Here is an 18619-nt window from a genome sequence, read left to right on the forward strand (position 1 = left end):
CCGACCAGGCTCGATTCAGGCAGCCACCGCCGCCGGCTCATAGACGCGATCGTGGCGCAGCAGCGCCCAGACGGTCCGGGCCATTTTAGCCGCCAGCGCGACGATGGCGGTGTTGGCGTGCGCCCGCGCCAGCAGGCCCCGTAGCCACTTGCCGATCCGCGTCTCGCTCTTGCGCAGGATCGGCATCGCGGCCCGTGCACCTTGGATCAGCATCTTGCGCAGGTACTTACTGCCGCGTTTCGTGATCCCGAGGAGGCATGGTCGTCCACCGGTGGTGCCCTGACGCGGGACGAGGTCGAGCCAGGCCGCCAGATCACGTCCGCGGGCGAAAGTGCCGACATCGCCGATCGCCGCGACCAGCGCTATAGCATTGAGTGCGCCGATGCCCGGGATGGTGGTGAGCCGGCGCGCGCTCTCGTCGGTCCTGGCCTGTTCGGCGAACTCGCCGTCGAGCGTTGCGATACGCGCGTCGAGGAACTGCCAGCGTTCACGTACATCCGCCACCAGGCTACGCATCCGTGGTGTAAAGTCTGAGATCGCCTCGGTATCGAGCAGACTTTCCAAGCTGGCGGCGAGCTTGGCGCGTCCCTGTGGGACGATGTGACCGCGCTCCAGAAGGACGGCTCGGATCTGGTTCATCAGGGCGGTGCGTTCGCCGACGAGCTGGTCTCGCACCCGGTGCAGGGTCTGCATGTCGAGCTGCGCTTCTGACTTCAGCGCGACGAACCGCATGGTCGGACGGGTGGCGGCCTCCGCGATCGCCTCGGCGTCACGGTCGTCGTTCTTCTGTGCCTTGACGTAGGGCCGCACATATTCCGGCGACATCAACCGAATAGTGTGACCTTGAGCGGCGAGCGCCCGGCCCATGTGATGCGCGCCACAGCACGCCTCCATGGCGACGATGCAGGCCGGAAGCGTCGCACCGAAGGTCATCACCGTCTCGCGCCGCATCCGGCGTCGCAAGACGACCCGACCGGTCGCATCCTGCCCGACCACACTGCAGCTGTTCTTGCCCAGATCGATCCCGCGTATTACGATGGCCATCGGTCCGTTCCATTCCTCGTGTGAGCCACACTGCAAACCTAGCAGTGAAGCCCGGTGAGGGGCGGGCCATCCATAAAGCCGGCCAGGTTGAGAGGCTTCTCTTTCGGGAGGGGCCCGGGATGTTTGCCGTGGAAGTCTACGCGGCCGTTCGGCAGTTCGTCTTCAACGCTGGCAACTCTCGTCGTGAGGCAGCCCGGGTCTTCGGTTCGAGCCGCGAGACGATTGCCAAGATGTGCCGGTTCTCGCTGCCGCCGGGTTACACGCGCACGAAGCCGGTCGAGAAGCCGAAGCTCGGGTCCCTGCTACCGGTGATCGATGCGATCCTGGACGCGGACAAGACCGCACCGGTCAAGCAGCGGCACACGGCCAAGCGGATCTTCGAGCGTCTGCGCGACGAGCACGGCTATGGCGGCGGCTACACGGTGGTAAAGGACCACGTCCGGATTGCACGCGCGAGTGGCCGTGAGACCTTCGTACCATTGGCGCACCCGCCGGGTCATGCCCAGGTCGACTTCGGCGAGGCGGTCGCCACCATCGGCGGCGTTCGTCAGAAGATCCATTTCTTCTGCATGGACCTGCCGCACTCCGACGCCTGTTTCGTGAAGGCGTATCCGCGGGAGACCTCTGAGGCTTTTCTCGACGGGCATGTCGCCGCCTTCAAGTTCTTCGACGGGATGCCGCTGTCGATCCTCTACGACAACACCAAGGTTGCGGTGGCCAAGATCTGCGGCGACGGCCGGCGCGAGCGCACCCGCGCCTTCACTCAGCTGGTGAGCCATTACCTGTTCCAGGACCGCTTTGGCCGTCCGGGCAAGGGCAACGACAAGGGTAAGGTCGAAGGCCTGGTCAAGTACGCCCGGTCCAACTTCATGACCCCGGCCCCGGTGGCGGCCTCGTTCGAGGCACTGAACGACGATCTGGAGCGACGCTGTCGAGCCCGGCAGGATGAGCGGGCCGGGCAGCATGCCGAGAGCATCAGCACGCGGCTGGTCGCCGATCGTGGCGTCCTGCGTGCCCTGCCGACGGTGCCGCTGGAGCCGTGCGAGAAGCGGGCTGGGCGCGTCTCCTCGACGGCGCTGGTTCGCTACCGCTGCAACGACTACGCGGTCCCCACCGCCTACGGCTTCCGGGACGTGCTGGTGAAGGGCTTCGTCGAGGAGGTCGTGATCCTGTGTGCGGGCATCGAGATCGCCCGGCATGAGCGCAGCTACGGCAACGGCGTGTTTGTGTCCGAGCCGCTGCATTACCTCGCCTTGATCGAGACCAAGCCGAACGCCCTCGACCAGGCGGCGGCGCTGCAGGGCTGGGATCTGCCCGAGGCGTTCCAGCACCTGCGCCACCTTCTGGAGGCGCGCATGGGCAACCGCGGCAAGCGCGAGTTCATCCAGGTGCTGCGCCTGATGGAGGCGATGCCCAAGGACGTCGTGGCCTCGGCCGTCACCGACGCGATCCGGCTTGGGGCGATCGGCTTCGACGCGGTCAAGCTGATCGCGTTGGCCCGGCTCGAACGGCGACCGCCCCGGCTCGACTTGGCGGCCTATCCGCATCTGCCCAGGACTACGGTGAGGACGACCGTGGCCGCCGACTACACGGTGCTGGTACCGGAGGCGGCGGCATGAGCGCGGCGCGTGATGAGACGATGCCGGGCGGTACCACTGGCGGCACGCCGGGGATCCTGCTCGCCCACCACCTCAAGCAGCTGAAGCTGCCCACGGTGCTGCGCGAGTACGACAAGGTCGCCCGCGAGTGCGCCCAGGGTGGTATCGACCATCCGCGCTACCTGCTCCGGCTGGTCGAGCTGGAACTGATCGATCGCAAACGGCGCATGGTCGAACGCCGGATTCGGTCGGCACACTTCCCGGCGGTGAAGAGCCTCGACACCTTCGACTTCACCGCGATCCCGAGCCTGAACAAGATGCTTGTGCTGGAGCTGGCCCGCTGCGGCTACGTCCTCGGCCGGGAGAACGTCATCGCGCTCGGCAACTCCGGCACCGGCAAGACTCACATCGCCTTGGCTCTCGGCCTGGCAGCTTGCCAGAAGGGCTTCTCGGTCGCGTTCACCACCGCCGCTTCGCTGGTCAATCAGCTTCTGGAGGCCCGCGACGAGCGCCGTCTGCTTCGGCTTCAGCGCGAACTGGCCTCTGTGAAGCTCCTGATCGTCGACGAACTCGGCTACGTGCCGCTGTCGCCGACGGGGGCCGAGCTGCTGTTCGAGACCTTCTCGCAGCGCTACGAGCGTGGCTCCACCGTAGTGACCTCGAACCTGCCGTTCGAGGATTGGACCTCGGTTCTGGGCTCGGAGCGGCTCACCGGCGCGCTGCTTGACCGGCTGACCCACCACGTCAGCATCCTAAGCCTGAACGGAGACAGTTACCGCCTCAAATCCTCCCGCAGTCGGCACAGTCGCGCCGACGGCAGGTTGGAGCAAAACCAGGCCACGACCGACGCTCACGATCCCGAGACGGGCGAGATCCTGCCGGCCTGAGCCGCATGATCGGCGACGAACGATGAAGGAGCTCGATCGAGCCCCTTCATCGTTCAAGCGGCCGGCCGCCACTGGCCTGGTTTTACTCCGCCGCAGCGGCCTGGAATTGGTCCGCCCTTTACAGATGGGTCAGCACAGCAAGCTGGCGGAGGCTGGACGATCCTGGGATCGTCGCCTGCACATCGTTCTGCGTCATCCATTCAATCCTGAATGCCGGCTTGGGAGATCACCAGCGATAGGCCAGGCTCGCCACAACGCGGCGCTGGGTACCGTAGAAGCAGGCCGTCACCGTCGAGCAGGAGGAGACGAAGCGGCGGTCGCCCACGTTCTGGACGTTGAGCGCAGCGCGCCACTGATCCCACTCGTAGTGCACGGCCGCGTCGAACGTGACGTATTCGGGCACGGTGAGGGTGTTGGCGACGTTGGCGAAGGAGCGGCCGACATAGTTCACCCCGCCGCCAAAGCCGAAGCCGCGCCACTCGCCCACCGGGATCGTATAGTCGAACCACAAAGAGGCGAAGGTCTCCGGGATGCCGACCGGCACCTTGCCGAGGTCGAGCGTCGTACCCTCGATCGTGCGCAGGCCGTAGAGCGTGTAGGAAGCGATCAGGTTCAGCCCAGGCAGCGGGTTCGACACGACCGAGGCCTCGAAGCCCTGCGAGCGCACCGCGCCGATCTGCAGGTTCGTGAAGATGTTGGCCGGATTTGGCGTCAGCACGTTCGAGCGCACGAGATCGAAGGCCGCGACCGTGAAGAATGTATCCCAGCCCGGTGGCTGGAACTTGGCACCAACCTCGATCTGCTCGCCCTCTTCCGGCTTGAACGGTTGGTTGTTAGCTCCAACGCCAGGTGTCGGGTTGAACGAGGTGCCGTAGGTGACGTAGGGCGCCAAGCCGTTGTCGAAGTTGTAGATGAGACCCAGACGATAGGTGAAAGCACTGACGTCTTGCGCAACGGAGTTGGCGGCGGCGAGCTTGTCCTGAACGTCGTTCCTCACGAAGTCGCCCCGGCCACCGGCGATGAAGGTCAGCCGGTCGGTGAGTGCGATCTGGTCCTGCGCATAGAGGCCGAGCTGTTCGAGCTGCTGGTTCACCACCCGGTAAGGCAGCGGCCGCGCACTCGGCTGTCCATAGCGGGGGAATAGGATGCTGAGCGATGGGACCGGAAAGGTCACGGCCTGTGTGTCTGAGAGGCTGTAGCGCTTGTAGTCGAGGCCGAGCAGAAGATCGTGGCCAAAGAGGCCGTCGCTGAAGCGAGCCTGAGCCTGGTTGTCGAGTGTGAAAAGGCCGGCGCGCGGTGTCGTCAGAAAGCCGTAGCGGGCAAGCTCCGTCTCGGCAGCGTCGGCGTAGCCGTTGCCCACATAGCGCCGGTCGTGCACCTCGGTGAACGAAAAGCGGAAGTTCTGGCGCAGGGTCCAGACATCGTCGAGCTTGTGCTCGAACTCGTAGCCGAGATTAGCCTGATTGCGGATGTAGCTATCGATCAGCGGATCGCTGGCATTCAGCGTGCGCGGGATCCGGAACCTTGACGCATTCGGGCGTACGGAACCTGCGTAGGGCAGGAATTGGCCAGCACCGCCGGTATCGTCACGCTGGAAACTGGTCAGGACGGTGAAGGTCGTGGCCCCATCCGGCTTATAGGTGAAGGACGGCGCGATGTAGTAGCGGTCCTCGGGTGCCAAACGGACTTGCGCATCTCCGTTCTGAACCCGTCCCGTCAGCCGGTAGAACCAGTTGCCCGTCTGGTCAGCCGGACCGCCGACATCGAAGGCGCCGTATCGCTGAGCGAACGAGCCACCACCGGCCTCGACATAGCCGAAGGGCACCGTCAGCGGGCGCTTGGACACGATGTTGACGAGGCCGCCCACCGGGCTGCCGCCGAACAGGGTCGCGGCAGGGCCTCGCAGCACCTCGATGCGCTCGGCACCGAAGGGGTCGATGCGAAAATTGGCAAACGAGGTCTGGAAGAGCTGCAGTCCGTCGCGGAACAGGCCGGTCTCAGTTGCCGAGAAGCCTCGGATCAGGAACCAGTCGAAGCGGGTGTCAGGGCCGAACTGGTTGGCGTAGATGCCGGGCGTATAGCGCACCGCATCGGACACCGTCTGCGATTTCTGCCCCTGGATCTGGTCTGTGCCGATGACGCTGATCGATTGCGGCGTGCGGATCAGGGGCGTGTCGGTCTTCGTCGCTGTCGCGCTGCGCGTGGCGAGATAGCCGTCGACCGGTCCGCGTGCGGTCTCGGGACCCGGACGTGGAAGGCCAGATGCGCCTCCGAAGCCCGCGACAGTCGTAGGACCAGTTGCCCTACCCTCGACGCTGATCTCGTCCAGGCGGGTAGCGATCTCGGTCCTACTCTGCGTTGCCGGCTGCGCTCTCACGGTACCAACGTGAAGGCCAAGAGCGACGGCGGTCACCCACGATAAGCGCAGGCCCAAAGCGCGGCCGCACAAAATTCGATCGTCCCTCAGCATAGCGGTTGCCCTCGTCGCAGCAGTCTTCCTTCAGCGACGGCGGCGGGCCGTTCTGTTTAGAATAATGCTAAGTTATTGCTCTATATGCACATTTTCGTACTGCACGCGATTGCCGCTGGCAATGGATTGGCCTCCCACGGGATGGGGACAGCGAATTGGTGTGGCGCGTTCACCACATGTTCGTCAGGGGCAAATTCTGCGCTACAAGAGACGGGCTCGGAGTTGAACCGAGCTTATGGAGCACTTGCGGCGCAACCGGGTAACCAATCATCCATCAGCCCACACGTCCTGTCTACCGCGCTAGGTAGTGGCACAGACGAGGAGCAGTGCGCACGCGTCCACGACACGATCTTCAGCGAGTTCGCGCTCGAACAAACTTTGCGACCAACTCAATGAAGCGCATACAAAAACGGCTCCATCAGAGTGAAGTCGTTCGTCGCGGTCAACGGATGGAAGGTTACCAGCCGCCGTAGTAGGTAGGACTGCCCCACGAATAGCCATGGCGAACCGGCGCGTAGCTGTAATCGTAGTGGTGCACCACGCGGCGAGGACGGTAGGTCGGCACGTAGTTGTCGTCATAATCGTAGCTGCGTACGACCCGGCGCGTACGGTACACCGGTGCTGCGTCGTAGCCGTAGTCATAGGCACCGTAGCCATAGGCGGGGGCGGCATACGCGGTCGAGGCGGCCGCGCCGAGAAGGGCACCGGCTGCAACGCCACCGATCACGCCAGCTGCAATCGCGCCGCCGCGTCCATGCGCTTCAGCGCCGGTCGAGGCAAGGGCGCCGAGGCCGATCACTGCTACGGCGGAGAAGGTAGCAATGTTGTTGCCCCCTAAAGACCGGACATGGTCTCCTGGGTTGATTGGGCGATGAATTCGCGCGATGAGCGGTAGCCCAGCTGCGATGGGGGTGAAGCTCGTTGTAATGGGCCAGCCAGCGCGGCAGCTCACGCATCACGCTTTCGGCGTCCGGAAGGACCGAGACGCGGACGTAGTCCCTCTTGAGCGTCCGCACGAACGCCTCGGCCATCCCGTTCGATTGTGGGCTCTCCAGCGGCGTCGTCTTCGGCATGAGGCCGATCCCGGCTGCGAAGCGGCGGGTCTGTCGTCCGACAAAGCAACTGCCGTTGTCGGTCAGCCATTCGATAGGGCTTGGTGCCTGGTTCACCCGCCCGAAGCGATGATCGATGGCGGCCACCATGAGGTCGCGCACGTCCTCGCTCGTTATGCCGGCCGTCGTCGCCACGAAGCTCATCGCCTCGCGGTCGCAGCAGTCGAGCGCGAAGGCGACGCGCACCCGGTCCCCGTTCTCAGCGGCGATCTCCAGCCCGTCAGAGCACCAGCGCGTGTTGCGGGTGACCACCGCGACCTGGCCCTCGTGACGGCGTTCCTCAGCCCCGCCTGCATGACGCTGGAGCAACAGGCCGTGCACCTTCATCACCCGGTAGACCCGCTTCACGTTGGGAGTGGGCCGGCCCTCTCGCTCAGTCTGTCGGCGCAGCAAAGCATGGACGCGCCGGTAGCCGTAGGTGGGCAGATCGGCGATGAGCGCCCGGATCGAGAACAGCAGTTGAGCGTCGGGCAGCGGCGGACGCCCACGCCGTCGCGGCACCGTCTGCCGAGAGGAGGCGAGGTGTGGGCGCGAAACGCCCAATGCCGAGGCGACCGCACTCACCGACTGTCCCCCGGCCACGAGCTCACGCGCAAGGGCAGCTTTTTGGGGGCGGCGACACGTTCGACAGCTTCGCGCAGAAGCTCATTCTCGTGCGTCTTTTTACCCAGCAAGCGCTGCAGCTCGCGGATTTGCAGGTGGGCTGCACGTAGCTCGGAGACCGGCACGACCTCCTCGCCGGCACCGGCGGCCGTGAACGCCCGCGCGCCATCAGCCTACGCCAGGTGAAGAGCTGGTTGGCGCTGATGCCGTGACGCCGGGCGATGATCGAGACGGAGTTGCCGGGCAGATACGTCTCATCGACGATCCGAACCTTTTCCTCGGTCGTCCAGCGCCGCCGGCGCTGCACGGACGTGATCACCTCGACGCGCTCGGCGCGAGGCGGGTCGTAAGAACTCACCATAGGGTCGGTCATAGGCACCACACTTCCACAAGTGTGAGACCCTGTCCGGCCAATTAGGGGGCTACTTCAAGCAAGGCGTTTCATCATCTCACTCCAGCTTTGAGCATGGGGACCATGGCTTATGAACGGGCGGGCATTCAGGATCGTTGAATCCACCTGAAGGACCGCTGAAGGATTTAGCCATCGAACAGCCACGAAACCCAAGTGCATTGTCCAACAGAAGAGACGACCACGGCTCAGATCACGATCATCCCGTGGCCCGGGTGACGAGGTCGGGCGGTTAACGGATGGTTAACTCTTGGCCCGCAACCTGAGGCCATCACCAGTCCTCGAGCAGTCGGACGATGAGAACCCGTATCGTCGAAATTACCCTAGCGGCTGTGCTCGCCCTGGCGGCGCTACCCGGCGCGCAGGCGAGAGACGGCATCGGCCCTGGCGGCGCGGCCGCACTGGGGGTGCTCGGTGGTCTGGCCGTCGTTGGCGCCATCGCCTCGCCGCAGAACCAGTACTATCCCGGCCAGCGGGTCTATCGCGCGCCGCGACCCGTCTACGTCGAGGCAGAACCCTATTGCCACCTGGAGAGGCGCCGGTACGTCGATGCCTATGGCGACGTCATCATCCGCCGCGTCGAAGTCTGTGAGTAGGCCTGATGGTTCACCGCAAGCTTAACCCTACGGCACTTGGGCTGGTGAGCGTCCTCGCGGCCTCTTGCGCCACTGCCTCGCTCCCCGAGGCGCACGCCGCAGGTCGCGAGACTAGCCAAGCTCAGACAACCTTGGCGCATCTCGAGAAGGCATCGACCGAGTGCTTCGCTGAAGCTGTGCTGGCCAACCCGGCCGCATTAGCTCACGCCAAAGCGGGGCGGTGGTATCAGGCCGCCGGCGTGATCGGTTTCATCTGTCGGCGCGAGGTCGATCGCATGATGCAGGCCCATGACGCCATTCAGGGTCCGGGCGCAGGCCAGCGATACTTCAGGACCGTCTACGCCAAGCGCCTCGACCGCGACTTGGCTGCTCGCCTGCGTCAGTGGCTGGAACGCCAATCTGTGGCCAGCGTCGAACCTCGCAATGAGCAAACCGTCAAGGCTGCTCCCGAGTAAGGCTTGACCTCATACGGATGAAACCGTTCGCCTTTCACCCCGTTGGACCTCCGCTTGAAGCAGAGATCGAGGTATCGGCCCTCCGCCCGCCGATGCTCTCGGGGTAGGCTGTATTGGTGGCGCCACGCTCGGCATGGAGCGCGGCCTGAGCATGGATGCCGTCGGTCCCTCCTTCGAGGATCTGCGCGACGCCCATGTCGCGGCCCTCACCGGTAGCCTCGTCGACGGCGTCGACGAGGGACCGACGGTGCCGGCTACGTCTGGTCGCGCACCATCCCCGATCCGACCCTGAACTTCGCCTTCGGCGTGCGTGGGCCGGACCAGGTCGCATGGGCTCGCGCGCGGGCGCAAAAGCGCAGCCGAGACGCCGCCTTCCTGGGGTCGCTGCAAGAAAGTGAGTTGAACGTACGCTAAGGACGAACGGGCCGGGAACATCGGCTCGCTCATGCGGCGAGCAGCGATGGCTTGTTTCTGAGGGGGCGAAGCTCACCGGGCGCGGGCTGGTCCGATGCGTCCCAGGCGTAGTCGCCGGTCAGCGACAGGTGCTCCCATCCGAGCGGCGCCACGTGGAGCATGACGTCGGGACCGACGCCGAGGTTCGCGGCGGCCATCGCGAGATAGCGTGTGTTCCAAAGGATCACGGCGGCGACGACCAGGTTGAGCCCTGAGGCACGGTAGGCCTGGTTCTCGAAGGTGCGATTGCGCAATTCGCCGAGCTGGCAGAAGAAGATGGCGCGGGCGAGTGCATTGCGGGCCTCGCCCTTGTTCAGACCGGCCTGGGTGCGCCGACGTAGGTCCAGGTCGCGCAGCCAGTTCAGCATGAACACCGCGCGCTCGAGACGGCCGACCTCGCGCAGCGCTATGGCCAAGCCGTTCTGCCGCGGGTAGGCGGACAATCGTTTCAGCATCGCCGACGCGGTGACCGTGCCCGAGCGGATGGAGACGGCCATGCGCGCGAGCTCGTCCCAGTGCTGGGCGACCTGATCGACGTCGACTGGGTGGGCGTCGTCGATCATGGGTCCGAGCAGGGTGTCGAGGATCAGCCCCGGCGGCAGATGAAGGCGACGATCCTTGAGGTCGCGCAGCCGCGGCGCGAACCCGTAGCCGAAGAAGTGCATGAGCCCGAACACGTGGTCGGACGCACCTCCTGTGTCGACGTCCTGTTCCTCGATCGCCAAGCCCGACTGGTGATAGAGGAGTCCGTCCAGAACGTGCGGCGCTTCGCCGGCCGCGGCGGCGATCACCTTGGTGTGGAAGGGGCCGTATTGATCGGAGACGTGGGTGTAGAAGCTCACGCCCGGCTCGTTGCCGTGGCGGGCGTTCACGTCGGCGATGGCCTCGCAATGGCCGCCTGCGAAGAGGTGCTGGCCATCGGAGCTGGCCCGGGTGCCGTCGCCCCAGACCTGAGCGAGGGGCAGGGCGCGGTGCGCGTCGATCAGCCGGGCCAAGGCCTCGGTGTAGGCGGCTTCGCTCACATGCCAGTCATGGACGAGGGCCAACCGGCGCAGGCTCGCGCCGCGGCAGGTCTCCGACATGCGGGTCAGCCCGAGGTTGATGCCGTCGGCGAGCACGCAGGTGAGAAACGTCGCCCGGTCGTCGCAGGTGCGGCCGGACCTTCGGTGCGTGAAGCAGTCGGAGAAGCCGGTCCAAGCGTTCACGTCGAGGAGGACATCGGTGATGCGCGCGGGCGGAAGGCGGTCGTACAGCGCCTGCCTGACAGCCTTGACCGCGGGCGGCGTTGCGGCGCGCAGGGGCGTGATCGTCAGGCCCGCCTCGGTCAGCTTCACGTCGGGGAGGTCGCCGGCCCTGGCGCAGCCCCCCACCGATAGGGCGGCCTCCTTCAACCGAACGGAGCGTTCGGCGAGATAGTGTAGCGCGACGATCTAAATGAGAGGCGCGCGGCGATCAGGATGAGAGCTGATTGTCGCGGCGTGTTGAGGTTGGCCGATCCGGTTGTCGCTGGCAACGGCTATGTCGCGGTTTGATTGTCGCTGGACGACGATTGTTCGACGGTTTTGATTGTCGCGTAGGTCGGTGGCCGGCCGGCACCGGCACGACGCTGGACGGCGGCTCGGCGACGATAGCTCTCGACGTTCATCTCGAAGATGGTGGCGTGATGGACGAGGCGATCGACCGCGGCCAAGGTCATCGCGGGATCGGGGAAGATCCGGTTCCATTCGCCGAACGGCTGGTTGGCGGTGATGAGGGTAGAGCGCTGTTCGTATCGGGCGCTGATCAGCTCGAACAGGACCGAGGTCTCGGCTTGGTCCTTGGCGACGTAGGCGAGGTCGTCGAGGATCAGCAGGTGGTATTTGTCGAGCCTGGCTATGGCGGCCTCGAGCGTCAGTTCGCGCCGCGCGACCTGTAGCTTTTGGACGAGGTCGGAGGTGCGGGTGAACAGCACGCGCCAGCCATTCTCGATGAGCGCGAGGCCGATCGCGGCGGCCAGGTGGCTCTTGCCGCCGCCAGGCGGGCCGAACAGGATGAGGTTGGCGCCCTGCTCGAGCCAGCCGTCGCCAGCGCAGATCGCCATCACCTGCGCGCGCGAGATCATCGGCACGGCATCGAACGCGAAGCTGTCGAGGGTCTTGCCGGGCGGCAGCTTCGCCTCGCCCAGGTGACGCTCGATGCGTCGCCGGTCGCGCTCGGCGACCTCATGCTCGGCAAGGCTTGCAAGGAAGCGGGCGGCGGGCCAGCCTTCCTTGTCGGCGCGCGCCGCGATCTCGGGCCAGCTCTGCTTGATGGCGGGCAGCCGCAGGTCGTTGAGGATGAGGGTCAGACGCTGCGCGTCGATCGGCTGGGCAAGCTTGCTCATGCCGCCACCTCGCCGAGCAGGACATTGTAGATGGAGAGCGGGGCGAGCGTGACTACGACCTCGGGCAACGCGGCCGGATCGGGCGCGAAGCGCGTGCGCAGCGCCGCCATGTCGGGCGCGCGACCGGCGTCGAGGTCGGCCGCCAGGATGTCGGCGAGTTCCGCCTCGCAGGCGCGCTCGTGCGCCAGCGCCAGCAACTCGACCATCATCCTGTATGCCAGCCGTTCGGGCACTTGCTCGATCAAGGCGGTCGAAGGTCCGTCGATAGGCGTCACGCGGGAACAGCTGGTCGCGGTAGACGAGGCCGAGCAGCGCCATCGGCTTGCGCCGGAGCGAGTGGATCACATGGCGATAGTCGACCACATGGCCGTGCTTGCCGTTCCCGGCCGCCCGACCGCGCCCGAGCGTCATCAGATGGGTGCCGCCGACGAACAGATCGAGCCGGTCGTCGTATAGCCGGACCCGCAGGCGATGGCCGATCAGCCGCGAGGGCACGGTGTAGAACACCTTTCTGAGCGTGAAGCTGCTGGTCGAGGTGACCGTGACGATCGTCTCCTCATAGTCGCTGGTCCGCGACACGGGCAGCGGCTGGAGGTGGGCGCGCTCGGCGTCGATGCGCGGACCACCCCGCCGGTTCTTGCGGCCAACCACCTCGTCGACGAAGCGGCGATAGCCGGCGAGGTCATCGAACGCCGAGCTGCCGCGCATCAGGAGCGCGTCGCGGATCGCCTTCTTCAGGTGGCCATGCGCGCTCTCGACCGAGCCGTTCTCGTGCGCGACGCCCCGGTTGTTGCGGCTGGGCGTCATGCCGTAATGCCCGCACAGCGCATCGTAGCGCCGGGTCAGATCGGCGCGCGCATCGGCGTCCAGGTTGCGGAACGCCGCCGACAGGCTGTCACTGCGATGCTCCAGCGGTGCGCCGCCCGCGGCCCAGAGCGCATTCTGGAGCCCCTCGGCGAGTGCCACATAGCTCTCGCCGCCGAGGATCACGTGCGCGTGCTCGAAGCCGCCCCAGAGGAGCCGGAAGTGATAAAGCCGGTGAACGAGCGCGATCCCGGCGACGGTGACGCCAAGGTCGGCCATGTCGGTAAAGTCCGACAACCCCATCCGGCCGGGCTCGTGGGCCTGACGGAAGATCACCTCCTGCTCCTCGCCGTGCAACGCCCGCCAGCTCCGGATGCGTCGTTCCATCGTCCGTCGCACCCCTGGGCCGAGCTCGGGATGACGCCGCTGCATCTCCTCGAAGATCGCGACCGACCGTAGCCCTGGCGCCTCCTTCAGCAGCGGCACGATCTCAGTGTCGAAGATCTCGGCGAGCGGATCAGGTCGCCGCCGCGCTCGCACTTCGTTCTTTTGCGAGGGAAGCTGCGCATCCTGCGCGAGCCGGTATCCCGTCGCGGCGCTGAACCCGGCCTTGGCCGCCGCGACCGCGACGCCGTCATTGTGTCGGAACTTCATGAAAAGCCTCATCTGATGATTGTTGACGTGACGGCCAGGCACCCGAGGCTTCCTCTCTGAGCGAAGAAGCGGGGGATACCCGGCCGGCCGTGATCATCAGCGGCGACGCCCCATCGGGAACGCGCCATCGCGAGGGGCTACGTCGGCTCCGGGCTACGCCCTGCGCCGCCGCACCCCCTCGCGATTCTCATCCTGATTGTCGCGCGGCAAGATAGTCCTCGAACTTTGCCGGGACGGCGAGCGGCAGAGGCCCCGCCGCCTTGAGGGCCTCGAAGGTGGGCCGGGGGAGGAGATCGTCGTCGAAGGCTCGGTAACGCCGGGACCCCCTCACCCAGACGTCGCCCGCGCGCCAGGGCAAACGCATGAAAACTGACGTGCGCCCGAGCCTGGCATTGTCGGCGTAAGATGGCGCGCTTCCGGCCGGAGGCGCGCCATGATCGAGGGCCTGGTTGAGCAGTTCACGACGCTGGAGGATCCACGCTGCCCCAGCAAGATCGAGCATCGGCTCGTCGACATCTTGGTGATCGCGGTCTGCGCAATCGTGGCTGAGGCTGAGACGTTCGAGGACATCGCGCTCTACGGCCGCTGCAAGGAAGCGTGGCTGCGCGGCTTCCTGGAGCTGCCCGGCCGCATCCCCTCCCATGACACCTTTCGCCGCGTGTTCATGCTGATCGACCCGGATGCGTTCGAGCGCTGCTTCCTGGCCTGGGTGCGAGGCGTGTTCCAATCCGATGAGCTCGGCGCCGCCGCCGGTCCCGAACAAGTGGCTGTGGACGGCAAGGTGATCCGGCGTTCCTTCGACCGCCGCGGCCGCTCGCCCTTGCGTCTGGTTAGCGCCTACGCGACCGGACGTGGGCTGGTGCTGGCCCAGCGCGCCGTGGATCAGAAAGGCGGCGAGCCCGCAGCCCTGCCGGTCGTGCTGGAGGGGCTGCGGCTCGACGGCTGTTTGGTCAGCCTGGACGCGCTCTCCTGCCGACGTGAGGTCGCCACCCACATCCTGAAACGCGGAGCGGACTACCTGCTCACGCTCAAGGCCAATCAGGGCAAGATCCACAACGAGTTCCGGGCCTGGTTTGCCGAGCACGCCTTCGCCCGCGGGGCCAACCTGCGGCCCTGCTCCGATGCGTTTGACAACACGCACGGCCGGCTCGTGCGCCGGCGCGTCTTCACCTGTCGGGACGTGAGCGGCTTTGCCACGCTGCGCGACTGGCCGGGGCTGACGACGGTTCTCGCGACCGAAACCATCCGCGGCGTGAAGGGTACTGGGGCCGTGACGGCGGAGGTCCGCCATTACCTCAGCAGCGCGACCGTACCGCCCGAGGTGCTGGCCAAGGCAATCCGGAGCCACTGGGCTATCGAGAACGGCGAGCACTAGGTCTTGGATGTGACCTTCGGCGAGGACCGCAGCCGGGTGCGCAATCGCGGCGCGGCGCGCAATCTTGCCCTCCTACGCCGCATCGCCCTCGATCTGCTCCGCGCCGACGCCTCGCTCAAGGCCAGCCTGAAGGGCAGGCGCAAGACTGCGGCTTGGGACGACGCCTACATGGCCCGGCTGCTCAAGGGGTAACCCGTCTCATGCGTTTGCCTTGGGGCCGGGACAGGCAGGTCATGCAGTCGGCGGGATCGAAGCGCACGCGCACATACGGATGACCGGCCGCGTCCTTGTAGAGCGCCCAATATCGACTCGTGCGCCCCTTGGGGCAGCGCGCCAGTCGCGCAGACCAGTCGATAACGAAGTCGGCGAGCGTGAAGGCATCTGCGGTCCCGCCCTGCCAGCTGGTGTTGCGTCGACCCGGGCCGACGAGATCGATGCCATGCTGATCACGCGCATGGGTCAGATGAGGGGCACTGACGGAGGCGGCGTCGACCAGATGCTCAGATGGGGTGAGGTCCTTGGCCACGAGTGCGGAATGGATCACCTGCGTGCGCCGGGCCTCGTGAACGTCGGCTGGCTTGGTGTCGGCGTGCAGCACGAGGTGGAGCTCGTCCGTTTCGCAGCTCTCGGTGAAGTGCACCATGTAGCCAGTCCCGTGCATGCCGCTCTTGGCGCGAAACCGGGCCTGATCGTCGTATGGCGACTCGACTCGATCCTCGCCCGAGCCGCGCCCCCGCAACGTCCGAAAGCCGACGATCCCGCCGGGGCCGCCTTGGCTTTCGACGGATCGCTCGAAATGCCGAGCCCACACGCGCCGCAAGGTCGCCATGATCGGTAAGGTCCGGATCGCTTCGGGTGCTCCGGGGTCGTCCACCCTGTCGAGCAGAGTGAAGCCGTCCGTGCCAACCTGGACAGCATAGGATTCGTGCTTGGTTGCAGCCTCTGGCAGGTGCGCATCCTCAATCCGCCGCCAGTAACGCTGCACCCAAACCCGTGGTATGGCCCGCCGCATCCAGTCCGGTGCGACCACGGCAATGGCTTTAAGAGCGGCCCGTAAGGTCTCGCCGACCAGCTCCAGCCGGTTCAGGACCCGGATGGCGGCGAGAACGTGGGTGGAGTCGGTCCGTTGCCGGCCGCGGGGCCTGAGCATACCGCGTGCCCTGGCGAGTTCGAGCAGCCGATCGAGCAGACGCTCTTCCACGCCCTCGCAACGGAGGCGATCGCGAAACTCGCACAGGAGCGAATGGTCGAAGCCGGGATCGGCGAGGTCGAGCCCGAGGAGGTACTTCCAGTCGATCCGCGCCCGCACCGCCTCGGCAGCCTGCCGATCGCTCAGGCCTCCCGGAACTGCATCAGGGTCACCAGCGCCAGCCGCCAGGGCGGGTAGGCCGGCTGACCGTGGGTCGGGAAAAGGTCGGCGAAGTCGCTGTCTGTGAAAATGCTGCCGAGCTGGTCGCGCAGGATCAGATATGGCGTGCCAGTCCGGAAGGCAGCGTGGGCTACGCGGACCGTGTCGGCGGGCACAGGCGGGGTCGAGGCTTGCGGATGCAGAGACAGGACAGCGACCTCCTGAGGAGATCAACGCCCACCGTCGGTCGAGGGCGCTTCCACTTCGCCAACAGCATCCGAACGTTTTCAGGAGACACGGAAACAACCGTTTCCTATCAAATTGGAAGTGCGGCTTATCGTACGCGCCCGGCCTTAGGATTGTTTAGATTGACTTTGTTCATCGAGCCGTCGGCTCGGCGAGGAGTACGGCCGACGTAATGATGCCAAGCCCAATGACCATCGACCTCCTTGCGACGCTGCAAATCGTGGATGATGACGTTGCTGCCGTGGTGAACGCCTATATGACTAACCCACAGCGGGGCATGGTTCGCTTCGGTGAGGGGTTTGAGATCGATCCAGCCGTGGCGTTGGCGGCGCATCCGTTTGCCAGCCAACTGATCCGGCAACCTTGGGCGGGTGAAGAGCTATGCCGCGCCGCGGTCCGTGCTGCGATCATGCTGGCGCGTCCACAGCGCGCCTGAGGCGCCCCTTGGCTGAAGCGCTGAGTGAGCGCAAATGCAGGGACGCTCAACCTTCGTCGGAAAGCACCTCAGGCGCATGTGATCGGGCTGTGAGGAAATTTCAGACCGGCAACGTTTCCGTTTCGCCAGATCGTCACCATACGGTGGCCGTAGCCCTAGGGTCCGATGTGCAGATCAAAGCGCCTCGGAGTGGTGAAGCTGTCCGCGAACACTAGCGCCCCTCATCATTGCTGAAAGCGAAACAGCAATCCCGGGCTTCGTGCTGCGCATTTTCGGAAACGAACCCCCACGATCCGTGCAAAGCCCACCTTTTTGATGAAGTCGAAATACGTACGCACAGGATCAAATGTTCAGGCTTAAGAACTAGGCACCTGGATTAGATATGACTAGTTACAGAGCCTTTTATGACTTAGTCCGCCAATTTCATATTGCTAAGAATCAAAAATTCGTTAATATAAGAGTTGTTCTCAATATGAAGTTCGAAGTAGCATTAAATAGTAGAGATAGAATGTCCTTTCTGGCTTCCTGCCGCCCGCTATTCCGTCCGAATACCACTCCCACCCTGCCTTTGGCTGCGAAACGACGGGGCGGGCGTGCAAACCACCGGCCCCTTGTCATGTGCCCAGGGGTGCGGGGCCGGCCTTATTCCGATGGGTTCCGGCCCCGTTTTAGCCCGATCGTCGAGCGGCGGGCCGCCTTCCCAACAGCCTCGCTGGCGAACGATGGATGACAAGCGATGTTTAGCCGGTCTAGCGCTACGCTGATCTCGAGCAAGCAAGGTTCGTATCGCGGATATCTCGCCAGCTTGCTGAAATCGGAATGTGGCTTTGCCGAGGTGATCGAGAGGACGTCCTTCGACCAGGCCCTGACCGCCCTCGAGGACCGCTCCGACATCGCGATGGCGATCTTCGATCTGCCATCGCCGATGACGCGGCATTGCTCTCGTCTTCGCGGCCTCCGGACTCGATTCCCCCTGGTGCGCGTCGCCATCGCTGCCTCATCCGACGATCGCGCGGACATCCTGGAAGCCCTGCAGGCGGGCGTCCACGCCTATCTGCCGAAATCGCTCGGCACCGTCGAGATGCGGCAGGCCCTCCGTGCGGTGAGCCAAGGCGAGATTTTCGTTCCAGCCGTAATGTCGGTGCTGCCCGACCGGTCCGATGCTGGATCCAAGCCCGGTGATGAGCAGACGGAGCTGATATCGCGGCAGAAGGACGTTCTCGCGCTGATCCAGAGCGGCATGCGGAACAAGGAGATCGCGCAGACACTCAATTTCTCCGAGAGCACGATTAAGGTCTATGCCCGCGCGATTTACCGCAAGATCGGAGTCCGCAAGCGCGAAGACCTGATCGCTTCACTCAATGCGGTCAAGCATTGAGACTTTCTCGCCGTCTCTCTGCCGCACCATCCTCGACGGACCCGGTCCGCTTCCGCTCGATCAAAGCGAGACAAGGCCTAATCCGCGAGCTTTATTGACGGACTTTGTCAGCGCCGGAGACCGAAGGTTTCTGCTCGGCCGACCGGATGACTAGCATTACAGTTGCAGAATTCTGAACCGCATCAAATCGGCCGACTTCCCTCTGTTCAGGTCGAGCTATGCCGAGCGAATACGCATACGTTCAAAGGCTCAAAACGAGTAGTATTTCACCACCAATGATTGCAAATCTCGATCCGCAACTGTAATGCTAGGTGTCTGGTTGCGGAACGTCATTGGGATGTGGCGCGTTGGGCGATCAAGGCCTATGCGTGGCGGTTTGAGGGTGTGCA

12 protein-coding genes and 5 pseudogenes are annotated in these 18619 nt (G+C 65.1%); 8 read left to right on the plus strand and 9 right to left on the minus strand.

Annotation, left to right across the window (positions count from 1 at the left end; genetic code table 11):
- Positions 1-15: 15 nt before the first annotated feature.
- Entirely contained in the window at positions 16-1044 is a 1029-nt protein-coding gene (locus K2Y56_RS03900) for an IS110 family transposase (RefSeq protein ID WP_292505309.1), read from the minus strand.
- Between the two features lie 119 nt (positions 1045-1163).
- Here K2Y56_RS03900 and istA (K2Y56_RS03905) point away from each other — a divergent pair, with 119 nt between their 5' ends.
- Both istA (K2Y56_RS03905) and istB (K2Y56_RS03910) read left to right on the plus strand, forming a co-directional pair.
- Positions 1164-2663: an IS21 family transposase gene (gene istA / locus K2Y56_RS03905; RefSeq protein WP_292505313.1), complete on the plus strand. Its 1500-nt coding sequence runs from the start codon at positions 1164-1166 to the stop codon at positions 2661-2663.
- A complete protein-coding gene (gene istB / locus K2Y56_RS03910; RefSeq protein WP_292505314.1) occupies positions 2660-3529 on the plus strand; it encodes an IS21-like element ISMex8 family helper ATPase IstB in 870 nt (289 codons plus the stop codon). Before istA (K2Y56_RS03905) ends, istB (K2Y56_RS03910) begins: the two co-directional genes overlap by 4 nt.
- 226 nt (positions 3530-3755) lie before the next feature.
- Here istB (K2Y56_RS03910) and K2Y56_RS03915 read toward each other — a convergent pair whose 3' ends face one another.
- The 3 genes and pseudogenes from K2Y56_RS03915 to K2Y56_RS03925 all read right to left on the minus strand — a co-directional run bounded on the left by K2Y56_RS03915 (position 3756) and on the right by K2Y56_RS03925 (position 8075).
- Positions 3756-5906: a TonB-dependent siderophore receptor gene (locus tag K2Y56_RS03915; RefSeq protein WP_292505316.1), complete on the minus strand. Its 2151-nt coding sequence runs from the start codon at positions 5904-5906 to the stop codon at positions 3756-3758.
- Between the two features lie 550 nt (positions 5907-6456).
- Positions 6457-6798 carry a hypothetical protein gene (locus K2Y56_RS03920; RefSeq protein WP_292505319.1) on the minus strand — a complete coding sequence of 114 codons (342 nt, stop codon included), beginning with the start codon at positions 6796-6798 and terminating at the stop codon, positions 6457-6459.
- 35 nt (positions 6799-6833) lie between these two features.
- Positions 6834-8075: pseudogene (locus tag K2Y56_RS03925) on the minus strand (IS3 family transposase).
- Positions 8076-8419: 344 nt separating this feature from the next.
- Between K2Y56_RS03925 and K2Y56_RS03930 the strand changes: the two are divergent.
- The 3 genes from K2Y56_RS03930 (at position 8420) to K2Y56_RS03940 (ending at position 9466) form a co-directional block, all read left to right on the plus strand.
- Positions 8420-8719: a hypothetical protein gene (locus K2Y56_RS03930; RefSeq protein WP_292505322.1), complete on the plus strand. Its 300-nt coding sequence runs from the start codon at positions 8420-8422 to the stop codon at positions 8717-8719.
- A gap of 131 nt (positions 8720-8850) precedes the next feature.
- The gene (locus K2Y56_RS03935) at positions 8851-9174 is read left to right on the plus strand and encodes a hypothetical protein (protein WP_292505325.1); all 324 of its coding nucleotides are present in this window, start codon (positions 8851-8853) and stop codon (positions 9172-9174) included.
- Positions 9175-9325: 151 nt separating this feature from the next.
- Positions 9326-9466, plus strand: a complete 141-nt coding sequence (locus K2Y56_RS03940) for a hypothetical protein (protein WP_292505328.1) — start codon at positions 9326-9328, stop codon at positions 9464-9466.
- 151 nt (positions 9467-9617) lie between these two features.
- Here the strand turns inward: K2Y56_RS03940 and K2Y56_RS03945 are convergent, their stop codons facing one another.
- The 4 genes and pseudogenes from K2Y56_RS03945 to K2Y56_RS03960 all read right to left on the minus strand — a co-directional run bounded on the left by K2Y56_RS03945 (position 9618) and on the right by K2Y56_RS03960 (position 13811).
- Positions 9618-11057, minus strand: coding sequence for a Tn3 family transposase (locus tag K2Y56_RS03945; protein WP_292505336.1), 1440 nt, complete (start codon positions 11055-11057; stop codon positions 9618-9620).
- Positions 11058-11989: pseudogene (gene istB / locus K2Y56_RS03950) on the minus strand (IS21-like element helper ATPase IstB).
- A pseudogene (istA, locus tag K2Y56_RS03955) lies at positions 11986-13459 on the minus strand (IS21 family transposase). Before istA (K2Y56_RS03955) ends, istB (K2Y56_RS03950) begins: the two co-directional pseudogenes overlap by 4 nt.
- A gap of 175 nt (positions 13460-13634) precedes the next feature.
- Positions 13635-13811, minus strand: coding sequence for a hypothetical protein (locus K2Y56_RS03960; protein WP_292505338.1), 177 nt, complete (start codon positions 13809-13811; stop codon positions 13635-13637).
- A 69-nt stretch (positions 13812-13880) separates the two neighbouring features.
- On the opposite strand from K2Y56_RS03960, the pseudogene K2Y56_RS03965 reads away from it, so the two are divergent.
- Positions 13881-15014: pseudogene (locus K2Y56_RS03965) on the plus strand (ISAs1 family transposase).
- A 19-nt stretch (positions 15015-15033) separates the two neighbouring features.
- Here the strand turns inward: K2Y56_RS03965 and K2Y56_RS03970 are convergent.
- Positions 15034-16379 (minus strand): annotated as a pseudogene (locus tag K2Y56_RS03970) (transposase); the annotation flags it as partial.
- Positions 16380-16603: 224 nt separating this feature from the next.
- On the opposite strand from K2Y56_RS03970, the gene K2Y56_RS03975 reads away from it, so the two are divergent.
- The gene (locus K2Y56_RS03975) at positions 16604-16852 is read left to right on the plus strand and encodes a hypothetical protein (protein ID WP_292505331.1); all 249 of its coding nucleotides are present in this window, start codon (positions 16604-16606) and stop codon (positions 16850-16852) included.
- 976 nt (positions 16853-17828) lie between these two features.
- Complete coding sequence (locus tag K2Y56_RS03980) at positions 17829-18230, plus strand: response regulator transcription factor (RefSeq protein ID WP_292505334.1); 402 nt, start codon at positions 17829-17831, stop codon at positions 18228-18230.
- Positions 18231-18619 lie beyond the last annotated feature (389 nt).

It is taken from the genome of Methylobacterium sp., from assembly GCF_019745455.1.
In the GTDB taxonomy this organism is placed as follows: domain Bacteria; phylum Pseudomonadota; class Alphaproteobacteria; order Rhizobiales; family Beijerinckiaceae; genus Methylobacterium.